This window comes from Alteromonas sp. S015 (assembly GCF_036864485.1).
GTDB lineage: Bacteria > Pseudomonadota > Gammaproteobacteria > Enterobacterales > Alteromonadaceae > Alteromonas.
In genome coordinates, this window is record NZ_JAZETO010000008.1 from 227,123 (window position 1) to 243,958 (window position 16,836).

A 16,836-nucleotide genomic window follows, 5' to 3' on the forward strand; every position below is an offset into this window, starting at 1 on the left:
TTAATATGTGAAAAATTTTCCCATTCGATCCTATTTGTTCTCACTTGCGTAATGATTTTCGTGTTTACGGAAGTGTTGAGTATGAGTGTAGAACGTTTTCCTTTATTTCCTTTATCTGCCCATCTTCTGCCAGAGGGTAGAATGGCGTTGCGTATTTTTGAGCCGCGATATGTGCGCATGGTTAAGCAGGCATGCGCCGAAAATAAAGGCTTTGTCATGTGCATGCTAAATGCTAATGGCAGCAAAGAATTGAATGATCACATTCACAAAATAGGGACGTACGCGCAGGTTGTTGACTTCGATTTGCTTGACGATGGGTTGCTTGGCATAAAGGTTGCTGGTTCTCATTTAGTTGAGGTAAGTAGCATTGAAGTTGAAAAAGATGGTCTTCGTACCGGCAGTTGTAAGGTGTTAGAGCCTTGGCAGTGCGATTTGGCCCCTCAACAAATAGCGCCTATGGACGAGCGACTTAAAGAAATATTTGGAAATTACGACGAACTGGCTTCGCTGTACGAATCACCAAAATTTGATTGCCCTCATTGGGTGTTAAATAGGTGGTTAGAATTACTGCCAGTTGATGGTTCACAAAAACAGCACTTCTTAGCACAAAGAGAATGTACGGGGTTACTTAATTATCTCTCCGCTCTCATTGCCTAAGTGCTGAGGACAGAATCGTTAGATTACAAATTCGTAATCCAATATTCGCGAATTTCGCAAACGTTTTAAGTCAGAACGCCGTAGAATGATACAACCAAAACGGAAAAGCGGACGAATCTTATGTTAGTTGGAATTCCTTTGGAACAAAGTAACAGCACAATCAAACCTAAAGAATGTGCTACCGAAATGTCTGATTACCTTGTCGCGGTTGCTGATGCCCGTTGCAAACGTTCTTTTGCTCGTGTGTTTAACTATTTCGCGCCTCGTTTACGCTCTTATGCATTGAAACAGATGGGGAATGAGGCACTTGCCATGGAGTTGGTACAAGACACTATGTCGAATGTGTGGCAAAAAGCACATTTGTTTAATGCAGAGAAGGGCTCTCCCTCAACGTGGATTTTCACCATTGCACGTAATATCCGCTTTGATATGTTGCGAAAACTGCAAAACCGAAAAGAAGACGTGTGTTCTGATGATCTGTGGCCGGTTTTATGCGAACAAACTGCTGATGCTAATGAAGCGCCTCTTGACGAGCAAGTGACGTTAGAGCAGATTGGTCATTTATTCGAATCACTTCCAGTGAAACAAAAAGCAGTGGTTGAAGCTATTTATATTGATGGCAAATCACAACAAGAAGTTGCTGATGAGCTATCTATACCACTAGGTACAGTAAAGTCGCGGACGCGCTTGGCGCTTCAACGATTAAGGGTCATGTTAAACGATAATGATTAGGTTCCACCCAAGTGCCCAGCAGCTGAAAGACTTCGTTGAGGGCACATTGTCACCTGCTATATCACTGATGGTCTCTGCACATTGTGATATGTGTGAGAAGTGTCAGCGCTTTGTTGAAATTGAGACAGAAAGTCTTGCTGCTCAGATGGTTTCGAATGCCAACGCTATGGCAAGAGATAATACTGAAATGTCGCTTCAGTTCGGCGACATGCTTTCTCAGATAACAGAGCTCCCGTCATCAAAACAAAACAATTCCACGATGGAACAGTCTATCGAGTATCGCGAACCCCTAAAGAAGCGGACTTCATTTCAGACGCTGGCGGGCGTTAATACTATCGAGTTAGATGGGAGAGTATTTACGTTGCCCAGGACGCTTCATCGGTACATCGACAAAACAGGTAATTGGTCAAGTTTGGTTGGAAAGCTCTGGCAGGCGCCAGTTGATCTTGGAAACCAAGGGGTTGCTAACTTCATCTTTATGGGAAGCGGCGGCAGTGTACCAGAGCATACGCACCGCGGAACGGAATATACATTGGTTATTGATGGCGAATTCAGCGATGGGCTAAATCGTTATGATACGGGTGACTTTATTTTTATGGATGGAGAAAAAACCCATACGCCACAATCTGAAGGTAAAGAGGGCTGCCTGGTATTTAGTATTGTTGATCAACCACTGCATTTCACATCGGGTCTTGCAAGACTGTTAAATCCCTTTAGCCACTTATTTTTCCGCTAGTAATATTGTAAGTATACGTAGCCGAAACGTCGCATCCAGATAAAAAACGCACCATTGTGCGTTTTTTATTGACAGCCTTACGCTGCAGTAAAACAGAATAGCCAGATCTAACTGATAAATTCGCTGTCAGGATAGTTGAGCTTTAGAGTCTTCATTGCATTGTTGCGCAATTCATCTAGGCCAAGTTGTTCATAACTAGAAACCATGATTTCAAGAGCTTGCTGCACCTGAGTAGTATTTGGAAAGTGCTCAATGACATAGCGGCCACGGTTTGCAGCGGCTACATAAGCTTGGCGTCGCATGTAAAAGCGTGCGATAGCAATTTCATAACGCGCTAAACGGTCCTTAATATGAACCATACGCTGCTTCGCGTCTGCGGCGTACTTACTGTCAGGATATTGCTGAATCAGCCTGCGGAAGTCTTCAAATGCAGCTCGTGACTTCGACGGATCTCTATCCGTACGGTCAATGTTCATTAACTCTTGGAAAAGATTACTATCTGACTCCATGTTGGTTAATCCACGCATGTAATATGCGTAATCAACATCCGAGTGATTTGGATTCAGACGGATAAACCTATCGATAGTGGCAAGCGTTTCTTCGTTTTTACCCGACTTATAATAGCTATAAATAAGGTCTAGCTGTACCTGGTGCGATAAAGGGCCAAAAGGATAGCGTGAATCCAGTGCGCTTAATGTTTGAGCAGCAGCGCTGAAATTACCTACTTCCATGCTCTGCTTCGCTCTGTCATAGAGTTGCTGTGCACCCATGTTAGCTAATACGGCTTTTTCTTCATTGTCTGAAGAGCTACACCCTGCGACAGATACCATAGCACCCAATAAAACGGGGGCCAGTAGACGAAATGATTTCATAATAATTCTTTTTTCCTGCTAAACAGTTTTAATACTTCGCTGTCTAAGCTCATGTGTTAAACAACAACACTTTAATTGCATTCTAACGCACTAACGATAAGAAAAACCATACAAAAACGTAAACAAGGCAGTGTACAGCGTGAATACTTGTTATAATACCCTTTTTTAGACGCAATCAATGGTGTTATGACACAGTCGCCGAACACAATACAATTAGAAGCTTCAACGGAAGCTGCGCATTTTGGCTTACGGTTAGATCAGGTTTTGGCTGATTTGTTCCCTGAATATTCCCGTTCTAAGTTAAAAACTTGGATTCAAGAGGGGAATGTCTCTGTAAACGGTGACGTAATCACCGTGCCTCGCCACAAAATGCAAATGGATGAACTCGTTACTGTACAGGCCGAAATGGACGTACAGGTTACAAGCGAAGCACAAGACATCGCGCTAAATATTGTTTATGAAGATGAGCATATTTTAGTCATAAACAAACCTGCTGATTTGGTCGTGCATCCGGGGGCCGGGAACCCAAGCGGTACGGTATTGAATGCGTTACTTAATCATTGCCCGGAAATAGATAAAGTACCGCGAGCTGGTATTGTGCACCGACTCGATAAAGATACCACTGGGTTGATGGTAGTGGCAAAAACAATACCTGCGCAAACACACCTTGTCGACCAATTGCAGCGTCGGGAAATGAGTCGTGAATACGAAGCCGTTGCCTTAGGAACAATGGTTGCTGGTGGTATTGTAGATGCGCCTATTGGTCGACACGCCACAAAACGTACGCACATGGCAGTTCGCGAGATGGGCAAACCTGCAGTAACGCATTATCGCGTTATTGAAAAGTTCCGCGCGTATACGCACCTGCGTTTGAAGCTTGAAACTGGCCGTACCCACCAAATTCGTGTTCATATGGCCCATATTAAGCACCCATTGCTAGGTGATCAGGTTTATGGCGGACGCCCTCGTTTACCTAAAGGCGCCTCTGAGGAATTTATCGCCGCTCTTCGTGGTTTCCAGCGTCAGGCATTGCACGCCGCTCAACTCTCACTGTTTCATCCTGAAACGGAAGAGTGGATGACATGGAAAGCACCTCTCCCTCAAGATATGCAGGACTTACTCAAAGCCGTGAAAAAGGACACCGCGGAAAATCCACAAGATATGCTTTAAGCAGGGAGTAAGACTTGTGACATTGTCCGCTGCAAATTCACCTAATTCATCCACGCTGGAATTCATTACGCCAGCGTGGTCATGCCCTTCTAACGTTGTTGCTTATACAACGACAAGAGCAGGAGGCACGAGCATCGGTGATTTTGCAGGCTTGAACGTTGGGGCTCACGTGGGTGATGACCTTCTATTAGTTAAAGCCAATAGAAGCTTAATCCCACACAGCGAAAAAATCACGTGGTTAGAGCAAGTTCACAGTAATCGTGTGGTGTCACTTCCTAGCGTAGATACAATGGCCGATGCATCCTATTCTGCGTCGAAATCACATTGTTGTGCGGTCATGACCGCAGATTGTGTGCCTATACTTTTATGTGATGAAAGTGGTCAAGAAGTCGCCGCAGTTCACGCGGGTTGGAAAGGGCTTGAAAGTTACATTATCAAGAATACTATGTCGCGTTTTAAGTGTGGACCAAATAAACTTATAGCTTGGATAGGGCCTGCAATCAGTGGTAGTTGTTATGAGGTTGATGCTTTATTAGCTAGTAAGTTTCGTCATATAGACGGCGCCGTAGCCAAAAGCAGTAATAAAGGGAAGTATTTACTAGATTTGCCGCTAGTGGCGCAGGTGCAATTGCAACAAGAAGGCGTTGAGAACGTTACCCAAAGCAATCTATGTACATACTCTGACGAGCCGCGCTTTTATTCTCATCGCAGAGCAACACATCAAAATAAGCGCTCGACGGGACGCATGGTGAGCGTGATAGGTATTCTTTGATACTATTCATTTGCCAACGTTAAACCCTGCAAAATGTTTGCGCTAAATCAAAGTCGCGTCACTATTTATTGTCTTTTTGCCTAACTTTTTAATCTCGTACTTGAATCGCAATTGTACAGCCTACATAAATAGAACATAAATAATTGTTCATTTATTAGGTTGAGATTATGAGATTAGACAGATTTACCAGTAAATTTCAGCTCGCAATATCCGATGCTCAATCACTCGCATTGGGGCGAGATCATCAATACATTGAACCTGTTCATTTAATGACTGCCATGCTAAATCAGCAGGGTGGTTCAGTGCGCCCATTGCTTGACCAAGCAAAAATCAATGTAAATGCGCTACGCTCAGCGCTAAGCCAAGCTATTGAGCGCCTACCTCGTATTGAAGGTATTGGGGGCGATGTTCAATTAAGTAAAGACAGTGGCATTTTGCTAAATCTTTGCGACAAGATAGCGCAGCAGCGAAAAGACGAATATATCACCTCGGAAATATTCGTCTTGGCGGCGCTACAAGATAAAGGGCGGCTGGGAGAAATTCTTAAAAGCCTGAATATCAATAAAGAGGCCATTGAAAGCGCGATAGACGATATGCGTGGTGGCCAAAAAGTGACGGACCCTAATGCAGAAGACGTGCGCCAGGCCCTTGAAAAATATACTACTGATTTAACTGAGCGAGCTGAGCAAGGCAAGCTTGACCCCGTGATAGGGCGTGATGACGAAATTCGCCGTACCGTTCAAGTGCTGCAGCGCAGAACCAAAAATAACCCAGTACTCATTGGTGAGCCGGGTGTGGGTAAAACGGCGATTGTTGAAGGTTTGGCTCAGCGCATCATTAACGGAGAAGTGCCTGAAGGGTTGAAGAATAAGCGTGTTCTTGCCCTAGATATGGGGGCGTTGGTGGCGGGGGCTAAATACCGCGGTGAGTTTGAAGAGCGTCTTAAAGCTGTGCTTAATGAGCTGGCTAAAGAAGAAGGTCGCGTCATTCTGTTTGTTGATGAACTGCACACCATGGTAGGCGCTGGCAAAGGCGATGGTGCAATGGATGCGGGCAATATGTTAAAGCCAGCGTTAGCGCGTGGCGAACTTCACTGCGTTGGCGCAACCACGCTAGACGAATATCGCCAATATATTGAAAAAGACGCAGCGCTTGAACGTCGTTTTCAAAAAGTATTGGTTGAAGAACCAAGTGTGGAAGACACCATTGCCATTCTTCGAGGCCTCAAAGAACGTTATGAATTACATCATTCGGTAGATATCACCGACCCTGCAATTGTCGCAGCGGCAAGTTTGTCACACCGTTATATTAGTGACCGTCAATTGCCTGATAAAGCCATTGACCTTATCGATGAAGCCGCGTCCAGCATTCGTTTGCAAATAGACTCGAAGCCTGAAGATATGGACCGCTTAGAGCGTCGTATTATCCAGCTTAAACTGGAAGAGCAGGCACTTGCTAAAGAAACCGACGACGCCAGCCACAAGCGCCTTGAAATGATTGAACTAGAGCGCGAGCAAGCAGAAGCCAAGTATTCAGAGCTAGAAAAAGTGTGGCTGGATGAAAAAGATGCCATGCAAGGAACCCAAACCATCAAGGGAGAGCTTGAACAAGCAAAGTTAGATTTGGAAATTGCCCGACGCGCGTCTGATTTAAATCGTATGTCGGAGCTTCAATATGGACGTATTCCTGAGCTTGAAGCAAAGCTAGAGCAAGCGGCTGAAAACGAAACGCGTGAGACTACGTTACTTAAGAACAAAGTGACGGACATTGAAATTGCTGATGTGCTATCACGTTGGACAGGGATACCCGTAGCGCGAATGCTTGAGGGCGAGCGCGAAAAGTTGTTGCGTATGGAAGACGTGCTTCACAAACGGGTTGTTGGACAAGAAGAAGCGGTTGAAGCGGTATCAAACGCCATCCGCCGTTCACGTGCTGGGCTTGCCGATCCAAATCGGCCAATTGGTTCATTCCTGTTTTTAGGGCCAACGGGCGTGGGCAAAACTGAGCTCTGCAAAGCCTTGGCCGGCTTTATGTTCGATACTGAAAATGCCATGATACGCATCGATATGTCTGAGTTTATGGAGAAACACTCGGTAGCTCGTTTAGTAGGTGCGCCTCCTGGCTACGTTGGCTATGAAGAAGGTGGTTACTTAACTGAAGCGGTGCGCCGTAAACCGTACTCTGTAATATTATTGGACGAAGTGGAAAAGGCGCATCCAGACGTATTTAACATTCTGCTTCAGGTGTTGGATGACGGTAGACTAACAGATGGACAGGGGCGCACGGTAGATTTCAAAAATACGGTTGTGATCATGACGTCAAACTTAGGTTCAGACATCATTCAAGATAAGCACAACGAAAGTCAGTACGACGATATGAAAGCGTCGGTAATGAATGTAGTCGGGCAACATTTCAGACCAGAGTTCATAAACCGCGTAGATGATATCGTGGTGTTCCATCCATTAGGGAAAGAGCAAATTAAGTCTATTGCCAAAATTCAGCTTGCTTCTCTTCGCGCAAGGCTTGCAGAAAAAGGGTACAAACTCACTCTTTCTAGTGCTGCAATGGATAAATTGGCCGACGCGGGCTTTGACCCTGTATTTGGTGCCCGTCCGCTTAAACGGGCAATACAAGTACAGGTAGAAAACCCACTTGCGCACCAATTGCTTGCTGGTGAGTTGGTGCCGGAATCAACTATACGCATTGATGCGGATGACAGCGGACTTTTCGTCGTCAGTAGTTAACACGAAAGGGCACTGGAAACAGTGCCTTTTTTAATGCCGGTGTAATTCGAAGCAGGCCATCCTTTGGTAATCCATAGGAAAAGGCGTATGTGAAAAAAACTATTCTAAAAATGCGCCTGCTAGCTCTCTGGAAATACGCTTCCTCGTTTGATTATTTTTCTAGATGTAGCCAATTTATTTTCTTGATTTAATAATGGTAATGATTATCATTAGCTTCGTTGTGTGAAAAATATAGAGGTTGCGATGCATATATATAATTCAAACGAAGCGATAGTTTCTTCGCGCTCAATGCCTCGCTATTTGGCGAGACTTTGTGGGCATTTCATCCTATGTATTATCGTTAGCGCAATTGCTGCATTGGGCACAGGCTTTGCGGTATTTGCATTAAGTGTAAATCAAGCGACATTTTCACCTGCAGATACCATAATGTCTGCTCTCACCGTATTTTCACTGTCTTTGTGTTTAAGTTGGTTTTCACAAAGTTGGGGGAAGACACTTCAGTCAATTTTGTTGCTTTCACTTACTGTTTTAGCAACGAGTAGTCTTTTGTTATTTTTTTATTGAGCACGTTATTACTCAATTAACTTTTACCAGTAAGCCTCTGATTATGTTAATTTAGGAAAAGTTAACACCCTAAATTCGTTTTGTTTCCAAAGCGCGAACGAGTACTTTATTCCCCCAGACAACCATATATTAGTTAGCTTTACCTATTAAAGTGAATGCTGACACGTTCGATAATCACATCATGCGCTGATTTGCTTTGGTATTTACCTTTTCTCTGTGTAACGACGTTCGTTGGAATGCAGAGCTTGGCAACGGTAGAATGAATAGGCCGGTAGGAAGCAACGCTAAAAATATCATAATTCCAACTTTCTATTATGCTGTATCATCGGGAAAGGAGTCGGGGGGAAGGCTTATAAATTTAAAGTCTCTACATCAATAGCCGGCACAAAATAGTGGGTATCTAAAACGTTTCGCACGGTGCTGAGGAGTTATAAATGCAAACAACCCCAATCATTGACGCCTTTAAACGTGTACTCGGGGAAGGCAACCTTGCTGTGGGAACGCGCCAAACTGAACACTATCGCAAAGGGTGGCGTTCAGGAGAGGGCGAAGCATTGGCTGTGCTCTTTCCACATACGCTAATGCAGTATTGGGACGTGCTTAAGGTTTGCGTTAAGTATAACTGCATCATCATTATGCAGGCCGCGAAAACGGGTTTGACCGAAGGCTCAACACCGAGCGGTAGCGATTACGATCGGCCGGTCGTAGTTATAAATACACTAGCAATGGACGATATTGTTTTAGTCAACGATGGCACGCAAGTATTAAGCTTTCCTGGAGCAACACTATTTAAGCTTGAAAAGGCACTAAAGCCACTTGGGCGTGCGCCTCACTCTGTGATTGGGTCGTCTTGTTTAGGTGCGTCAATTGTCGGTGGTGTGGCAAACAATTCTGGTGGCGCGCTTGTCAAAAGGGGGCCCGCCTACACGGAGTTGTCTTTGTTTGCTCAGGTAGATGAAAGCGGGGAGCTAAAACTTGTTAATCACTTAGGAATAGATTTAGGCGGTACACCAGAAGAAATTATTGGAAACCTTTCATCAGGCAATTTTCCAAAATCCCTAACTAAAACCAATAAGAAAGCATCAGCAAGTGATTATGAACACATTGTTCGTGATGTGAATGCTGACACGCCAAGTCGTTTCAATGCCGATCCGACAAGGCTTTTCGAAGCGAGTGGTTGCGCGGGAAAGATTGCTGTTTTCGCGGTACGATTAGACACATTTGAAGTGCCTAAGAGAGAACAAACGTTCTACATCGGTACGAATGATGCCTCTGTACTTACTCGTATCCGCAAAGATATATTAACTCAATGTAAACATGTTCCTGAAGTGGGCGAATATCTTCATAGAGAAATGTTTGATATTGCAGATGTTTACGGAAAAGATACGATTATTAGCATTCAACGTTTGGGAACTGACGCGTTACCTAAAATGTTTGCACTTAAAGGGCGGGTGGATGCTGTGCTTAACAAGTTACCGCTGCTCCCTGCTTATTTAAGCGATAGGGTAATGCAGATTGGTAGTAGATTCTTTTCTGATCAAATCCCTTCTAGTATTCGAACCTACCGCGACAAGTATGAGCATCATTTAATCCTTAAAATGAGCGATGGCGGCATCGAAGAGACCAAAACGCTTTTGGCAAAGCTATTTAACGAAGAGAAGTTAGATGGCGACTTCATTACCTGTAGTGAAGAAGAAGCCTCTAAGGCGTTTTTGTTGCGTTTCGCTGCAGCCGGTGCAGCGGTTCGCTATCAAACGTTACATCACAAACATGTAGGGGACATTTTAGCATTAGATATTGCGTTGCGGCGAAATGACGAGCTTTGGGTAGAGAATTTGCCTGAGCACATAGCCAAACATATTGAAAAACCACTTTATTACGGACATTTTTTCTGTCATGTTTTCCACCAAGATTACATACTTAAAAAGGGCAGCGACATCAATAAAGTCAAAGCAGATATGTTGGCGTTATTAGATTGCCGTGGTGCCAAATATCCTGCTGAACACAATGTCGGCCATTTGTATGAAGCTGAAAGCAACTTGCAGGAATTTTATAAAGCGCTAGACCCAACCAATACATTTAACCCTGGTATTGGCAAAATGGAAAAGCACAAACGCAATTGTTCGTGTTGTCTGTAGCTATATATGAAGAGAGCCCTAAAGGCTCTCTAAAAGCGTTCTCGCTTGGGGGCGGTTAAAGAAAGGACGCTCTACTTTAACAGCATATTCCAGCTCTTTTTTTGCCTCTTCAATTCTATTGAGTTTGGCGAGTGTGTATCCTAGGTGATAGCGAATATTTGGATCATTGGCGTCTCTGGAGAACGCGTCCCTTAGCATCTTAAGGCTGCCCTCGTAATCTCCCTGTAGCGCTTTGATATGACCGTAGGTATCCAATATCTTCGCTGAATTTGGTTGGAGGTCGTAGGCTCGACTCGCATAGTTTCTCGCAGTGACCAGCGAACTCTCCATGTGCATGATCGCCAAACGATTGAAGGCCTCGGCAGGGTTGAGTAAATCTGGCTGCTCAACCAGTTCCTTATAGAGTGTTATCGACTCATCAAATTCCTGAATGAAGAACAAATATTGCGCCAATAGGTTTTTTGCCAACAGGTTGTTTTCATCTTCGCTCACGAGCTTTCGTGCGGTCTTTAAAAATACATCGATAAACTGTTCGTTCAGTGCGTAGTTATAGATGGCAATAAATGCCTGAGCAAATGTAGCGTCTACTTCTAATGCTTTTGCGAAATCCTTGATAGCAGTTTCACTGTTTCCCTTGTTTGCAGCTAGTCGGCCTTTCAAGAAGTGATAAACAGGGTTTCGTTGTTCGCTTTTGGGAATGGCCGTTAGTAATGATTGGGCCTTATCGTTTTTTTGTAAATCCAACAGCAAGCTAACATATCGCAAAGTGACATACGAGCTTGTACTCGCGACTTCATTCGCGCGCGCCATGGCGTTCAGCGCGTTGTCATTCTTACCAATAGTGCGAGCTTGTTCGGCGTAGACGATTAACCTGCCGGCATCGTTATTGATAAAGTTTCTTACAATGCTTAGCGTTTTTTCCGCATCGGTACGTTCACCGGCTTGTAACTGAAGGGCTGTTTTACGAAGGAGGTAATCGGCATTGTCGAAATCGTCTTTTATTAACAGGTCTAAGTGATACAGTGCATTCTTGGTATCGCCTTGTTGCTGATACAAAGAAGAAACGCGTTCTCTAGCCCCTGTATTCGAAGGGGTTAGCGTTAATATATCGAGATAAATTTGCTTCGCTTCTTCTAAGTTTCTCGCTTTCGTCAAATTGAACGCTTTAAGCATCAGCGTTTCAATGTGTTGGGGCGACAGAGCAAGTAGTTCCTCTACTAGCTGATTAGACTTGTCTACATTTCCTAAACGGCTTTCCGTGGCTGCTAGATTAAATTTCGCGGGAAAAAGCGTTGGATTTTGCGCTAGCGCTTTTTCTATGTTTATCTTGGCTTCTTCTAAGCGACCTTGTCTAATCAATATACCTGCTTTAAGGTTGAATACTTCTGCTTCGTCAGGAAAAAGCGCACTGAGTAGATCTGTTCCTTTTAAGGCTTTATTGAACTGCTGGGCTTGTAAATTCATTAATGAATAGGTGAAAAGAAAAGCGGCGTTATCTTTATTGGTGTGTAAGTTCTTTTCAAGAACAGATAGCGCCTCCTCTTGCTTACCCCTGGCAGCCATTAGCTTAATCTTAAACAACTGTAGCTTGTTTTCATTTGGGTATTTGTATTCGAGATTTTTCAAAAGGCGCTCAGCTTTAAATGCTTTGTTTTGACGAATGAATAGATCCCCCAAAAGTAGCGCTGAGTCTGGCTCTTCCATTAACGCATTTTCATGACGCTCTAGGAGCGAAAGCGCTTGTTTGTCCTGCTGTGTAGCCGTATAAACTTGGCTCAGCATCAACACGGCTTGCAAGTCTCCAGGCTCCCGTTGCAAATAAGCATTAAAGTCTTTTGCAGCAGATTCCATGTTGTTGTTAAAAAAGTTGGTTAGGCCACTGATATAAAGCAACATGGGTTGAGAGGTAATGAGTTCAGGATCCAGTTGAGCCATGAAATCGTTAAGCTCTTTTAGCTTTTCATTGTCAATAGCTTGTTGACTATCTCTGCTTTGAAGCCAGCTATTAAGTAAAATGGCAAGCGGATCATTGGGCGTATCCTGGATAATTTCATCTACGAACAGTTTTGCCGTATCGTAGTCTTTCGCCTCCAAATACAAATCTACGAGATTACGCAGAGCGATGGGGTCATCCCGGTTAAACGTCAGTGCTTTTTGCAAGTGAGCAGTTGCAGCGTCGGTATCGCCTTGTCGGTATGCGAGCTGTCCCTTTAAGCGCCACGTTATTGCGTTTTCTGGCTCTAACGACATGGCTTTATCGATAAGAGACGTCGCTTTAGATAAATCTTCATTTTGAAGGGCAATAGAAGCTAACCCATTTATAGCTGGTACAAAATCAGGCGCACGCGAAACAATGGTATTGTAGTCACGCAAAGCGCACGTCTCGTCTTGCAGCCTACTGCATGCTGTTGCACGTATCAGCAGCCACTCGCGCTCTGCTTTGCCTGACAGCTTGTTTAAATCAGAGAAATCTACGACTTTTTGATATTTGTTTAGAAACAGCCAAGTGTTGCCGAGAGGCTCCGCGAGAAGGTTAATATCGGCGCCCATTTCCAGCGCTTCTTCAAACTCCATCTCTGCCGCGGTTAAGTAGCCATTGATAAGCAGTATTTCACCCATCAGGATTTTGGCAGCAAGATTTTCAGGATCTTTTTGGAGGCTATTTTTAAGGTGTATATATGCTTCGTCGTAAGCATCTTTATTAAAAGCTGTCAGCGCTTTTTCATAATCTTCTGATGTGGTAGCGAAACTATTGAAAACGATTAGTGATGAGGCAACTGCAGAGACAATAGCGCGTTGTACAAGACGCTTTTTATTATTAAAAAAATCCATATATACCTTCGTAACTTGGCCTAGCTGCGGGCTTAAAATAGCAAAAAAAAGGTGGCCTGAGCCACCTTGTAAAGATACGTGTTTTCTAAGCATTTTTAAACAATTAAACGCCGCGCTTACGTCTGTAAAGGACAAGGCCCAAACCTAAGCTCATTAAAGCTAAAGCACCAGGTTCACTTACTTGTGTAGGTGGTGGTGGAGGAGGTGGGGTTAGCTTACTTTCAAATTGAATTGATGATATTTTAAAAGCATCGTTATAGTCGTGCCCACCAATGTCTCCAAAGGTCTTATTGTAAGCGCCCACTAGCCAATAATTAGAGTATGTATTACTTAACGATTGTAGATTTGCAGACCCATTATTTTGGCTTCCAACAATGTTGAAAGAAGCAGAGATAGCGTTAAGCGTTGTTTGGTTTGAAACAATAGAACTCCACGAGGCAGATTCTATCTCAGCCGAATTAGCGATTGATACAACAGACACTTGTTGATCATAACCCGCGTGCCATCCGAAATCGATTTGGGAGATATTTACTTCTGAGTCAAAAGAAAATAGCAGATATTCAAAGGAATCTACAAACGTTCCGTTTATACTTTCACCATAGTTATCGATGGTTTGATGACTGCCTCCAGACTCCAGGTCATTTCTTATTCCATATCCCCAGCCGTTGACGAGTTGTGCTGTTGCTGATTCTACAGTGTCAAGATCGTGGGTGACTGTGACTTGCCTTGGATAACATCCCCATCGCCGACATTGCCATTGAACATCAGTCTGTGATGAAGTTGCAGTATCCGCCCATGCAGATATCGAAACATTTACGCCATTTATATCAATTCCCGAGGGGCTTAATACATCGGACGCGTTATGTGCCATTAAATCATATGAATATTCTTTGATTAACGTATCTTCAGCATTAGCAGAACTAACATGCATCGCAACCAAAACAAATAAAGGAAATAATTTTTTCATCTCTACTTACAACTTCGACTTTTAATGTGTGCTTAAATGCATATATTACGCCAGCTTTTTTGTTGTTGTTTTACTTAGATATTTTTTCAGGAGCGAGTGAATGAGTAAAAAAAACTGACAAATAATATCACTCGTTAGTGATCTAAAGTCTAATTTCCTTAAATGGTTTTTTACGACGCCACATTACGAAGAGTGAGGAAGCCATAAGAAGACCTATCGTGCTGGGCTCTGCTACTTCGGTTGGGTCGTGAGTATCGGTTGGATCGGGAGTGTCAGCTGCCTCGTTAACAGCAAAGCCAATGTTCGCGAGCTTAAAGGCATCGTTACCTACTCTGCCACCAATATTGCCAAATACGGTGTTATACGCGCCAACCAACCAATATTGAGCCGATGCTGTGAAAGAAAAATCTGCGCGGTGATCTAAATAGTCGCAGTTTTCAATGTCGAAAGAGGCAGAAGTTAACGCGTCAGCAACAATATCACTCCACGTATTAACTCCTGAGGTTAGCTTCGAGGTATTGCTTAACGCAGCAACAGATACTTGACTATCGTTGTCATTATAAAGCCATGAAAAACTTGCCCCGGTTAGTGTTACAGCAGAATCAAATGACAGTAGTACAAAGTCATAGTCACGCTCTACATTTGTCATGCCACTGTAATAAGCTTTCTTGCTTCCTGCATAATAATAGTTAATGTTGTCAATGGCGTGGTCGGCGGCGCCGCTGTAGTGTGCTTCATCATCGTTTGTGACGCCGTAAGCCCACTTATTTGAGATTTTTTCTAGTTGTGCACCAACAACGGTCTCACCAGTAACCTTATGTGTATCAGAGAAAGCAGACATTGATATATTAACGCCATCAACACTTACTGATGAGTTAGTTGAATCAACACTGTTGTATACACCATCACGTACAAGTTTGTAGGTATGTTCGCCTAGCGGCGAATTACACACTGTGTTTTGATCATTATTACTGCTTAGCGAGCCACATTGAGAGTAATTGTGTTTATTGTGGTACGCAGCAGATACTGGATTTACGATAATGGTAGATAACAAAGCCGTGGTAAATAGTAAAACAGTTTGCAAAGAAAGTGTTTTTGGTAGCGTTGGCATAATTGCTTCCCTATATATGAAGCGCTTAGCGCTCCAAGTACACGCCAAACGACCTATGCGCAACTTTATATGTACGCGGTCTGGCTTGTACCTAACTTCAACATGGACCTGTATAATATATGAACGCTGAGCTATTTAAGGTATTTAGCCGTATACGTTGTTATTAGCGAATGTTAAGACGACATCTGACACTGCATGGAATTGATAGAAGCGGAAAGTACGTTTATTCGTTAGATTATCCAAAGCGGTCGTATTGCTTACAACGCTATAAAATAGCGTATTGGGGAACGAGGTCGCTTTTTTACTTTGCTATGCGTTCTCGCGTATCTGTGAAATAATTAGCGCCATTGTGTATGTAGAAGTATGAGGACATATGTCTGATCAAAAACGTAAAGGGATATACTTACTTCCCAACTTATTAACAACAGCAGGGTTGTTTTCTGGTTTTTTTGCCGTGGTATCATCAATGAACGGCCGATTTGAAGCCGCTGCTGTGGCTATTTTCGTTGCTATGATTTTTGATGGCCTAGATGGGCGTGTGGCACGAATGACGAATACGCAAAGTGATTTTGGTGCTGAGTATGACTCAATGGCTGATATGGTTTCATTTGGTGTGGCGCCTGCACTTGTTGCGTACAACTGGGGTTTAACAGAGCTGGGTAAATTGGGCTGGTTAGCTGCCTTTATATATGTAGCGGGTGCGGCGCTTCGCTTGGCTCGTTTTAATACGCAGGTGGGTATCGCCGATAAGCGTTTCTTCCAAGGTCTTGCAAGCCCGGCAGCAGCAGCTGTTGTATCTGGTCTTGTATGGGTTGGTGTTGAATATAATGCTGTAGGTACCGACTATGGTTTAATCGTTGCTGCAGTGACTGGCTTAGCTGGTTTACTGATGGTGAGCAACTTCAAGTACAACTCTTTCAAAGAAGTCAACTGGCACGGCAAGGTTCCGTTTGTTGGTCTTCTTATTGTGTTGCTCATATTTGTTGTTGTCGCAACAGAGCCAGCTTTAGTATTGTTCCTCGTATTTGCGTTATATGCATTGGCTGGTCCTATTAATACTTTCCGCACTGTAGAGAAAGTGACTTTAGATGACGTGGTAGGCGATCACGAGGAAGATGCAGACTTTAATGCCGATAAAAAGAGAAGCAGTGAAAGTGTAGACAATACACAAGAATAATTACGTAGCCTTAAACAGTTATCCACGCTTAGTAATTAAGAGACCATGTCTTTTTAAGGTAATAAAAGAATTACATTCGAACATAAACGCATGTTAAATGTGCTAATAGATTAAAAAGCGACCGAACGGTCGCTTTTTTTGTATTTATTTAAAAAAGGGTGTTGACGATGTGCCAAGAATGCGTAGAATGCGCGCCTCCTCAACAGGGAACGGCAAAACGCTAACAACTGATGAGGATGTCAAAAACCAAGTTTAAAAATAAATAAACAAAAGTTGTTGACAAAAATAAGATGCGCTGTAAGATACGCATCCGCTTCGGGAGAGGCAGCTAGCAAAAGCTAGTAACGTTCTTTAAAAATTTAGG

At 43.5% G+C, this 16,836-nt stretch carries 13 protein-coding genes; 9 read left to right on the forward strand and 4 right to left on the reverse strand.

The genetic code is table 11. The features are described 5' to 3' along the window. Window positions 1–81: 81 nt before the first annotated feature. The 3 genes from V7R42_RS16190 (at window position 82) to V7R42_RS16200 (ending at window position 2,125) form a co-directional block, all read left to right on the forward strand. On the forward strand, window positions 82–657 hold the full coding sequence (locus V7R42_RS16190) for an LON peptidase substrate-binding domain-containing protein (RefSeq protein WP_334021249.1): 576 nt from the start codon (window positions 82–84) through the stop codon (window positions 655–657). Window positions 658–777: 120 nt separating this feature from the next. Next, window positions 778–1,389: a sigma-70 family RNA polymerase sigma factor gene (locus V7R42_RS16195; RefSeq protein ID WP_334021250.1), complete on the forward strand. Its 612-nt coding sequence runs from the start codon at window positions 778–780 to the stop codon at window positions 1,387–1,389. Continuing rightward, window positions 1,382–2,125, forward strand: coding sequence for a ChrR family anti-sigma-E factor (locus V7R42_RS16200; RefSeq protein WP_334021251.1), 744 nt, complete (start codon window positions 1,382–1,384; stop codon window positions 2,123–2,125). The genes V7R42_RS16195 and V7R42_RS16200 overlap by 8 nt, the downstream gene beginning before the upstream one ends. A gap of 107 nt (window positions 2,126–2,232) precedes the next feature. Here the strand turns inward: V7R42_RS16200 and V7R42_RS16205 are convergent, their stop codons facing one another. Further along, the gene (locus tag V7R42_RS16205; RefSeq protein WP_014950072.1) at window positions 2,233–2,997 is read right to left on the reverse strand and encodes an outer membrane protein assembly factor BamD; all 765 of its coding nucleotides are present in this window, start codon (window positions 2,995–2,997) and stop codon (window positions 2,233–2,235) included. A 186-nt stretch (window positions 2,998–3,183) separates the two neighbouring features. Between V7R42_RS16205 and rluD the strand changes: the two genes are divergently transcribed. From rluD to dld, 5 genes are all read left to right on the forward strand, one after another. Next, the gene (gene rluD / locus V7R42_RS16210) at window positions 3,184–4,167 is read left to right on the forward strand and encodes a 23S rRNA pseudouridine(1911/1915/1917) synthase RluD (RefSeq protein ID WP_334021252.1); all 984 of its coding nucleotides are present in this window, start codon (window positions 3,184–3,186) and stop codon (window positions 4,165–4,167) included. Window positions 4,168–4,183: 16 nt separating this feature from the next. Further along, window positions 4,184–4,939, forward strand: coding sequence for a peptidoglycan editing factor PgeF (gene pgeF / locus V7R42_RS16215; RefSeq protein WP_334021253.1), 756 nt, complete (start codon window positions 4,184–4,186; stop codon window positions 4,937–4,939). A gap of 167 nt (window positions 4,940–5,106) precedes the next feature. Further along, a complete protein-coding gene (clpB, locus tag V7R42_RS16220; protein ID WP_334021254.1) occupies window positions 5,107–7,683 on the forward strand; it encodes an ATP-dependent chaperone ClpB in 2,577 nt (858 codons plus the stop codon). Window positions 7,684–7,926: 243 nt separating this feature from the next. Next, window positions 7,927–8,247, forward strand: coding sequence for a hypothetical protein (locus tag V7R42_RS16225; RefSeq protein ID WP_334021255.1), 321 nt, complete (start codon window positions 7,927–7,929; stop codon window positions 8,245–8,247). A gap of 434 nt (window positions 8,248–8,681) precedes the next feature. Continuing rightward, the gene (gene dld / locus V7R42_RS16230; protein WP_334021256.1) at window positions 8,682–10,385 is read left to right on the forward strand and encodes a D-lactate dehydrogenase; all 1,704 of its coding nucleotides are present in this window, start codon (window positions 8,682–8,684) and stop codon (window positions 10,383–10,385) included. 18 nt (window positions 10,386–10,403) lie between these two features. On the opposite strand, the gene prsT is transcribed toward dld, so the two are convergent. From prsT to xdp1 (V7R42_RS16245), 3 genes are all read right to left on the reverse strand, one after another. After that, a complete protein-coding gene (gene prsT / locus V7R42_RS16235) occupies window positions 10,404–13,217 on the reverse strand; it encodes an XrtA/PEP-CTERM system TPR-repeat protein PrsT (RefSeq protein ID WP_334021257.1) in 2,814 nt (937 codons plus the stop codon). Window positions 13,218–13,320: 103 nt separating this feature from the next. Next, window positions 13,321–14,148 carry an exosortase-dependent surface protein XDP1 gene (gene xdp1 / locus V7R42_RS16240; RefSeq protein WP_334021258.1) on the reverse strand — a complete coding sequence of 276 codons (828 nt, stop codon included), beginning with the start codon at window positions 14,146–14,148 and terminating at the stop codon, window positions 13,321–13,323. 178 nt (window positions 14,149–14,326) lie between these two features. After that, window positions 14,327–15,295, reverse strand: coding sequence for an exosortase-dependent surface protein XDP1 (gene xdp1, locus V7R42_RS16245; RefSeq protein ID WP_334021259.1), 969 nt, complete (start codon window positions 15,293–15,295; stop codon window positions 14,327–14,329). Between the two features lie 373 nt (window positions 15,296–15,668). Between xdp1 (V7R42_RS16245) and pssA the strand changes: the two genes are divergently transcribed. Then, window positions 15,669–16,472, forward strand: a complete 804-nt coding sequence (pssA, locus tag V7R42_RS16250; protein ID WP_334021260.1) for a CDP-diacylglycerol--serine O-phosphatidyltransferase — start codon at window positions 15,669–15,671, stop codon at window positions 16,470–16,472. Window positions 16,473–16,836 lie beyond the last annotated feature (364 nt).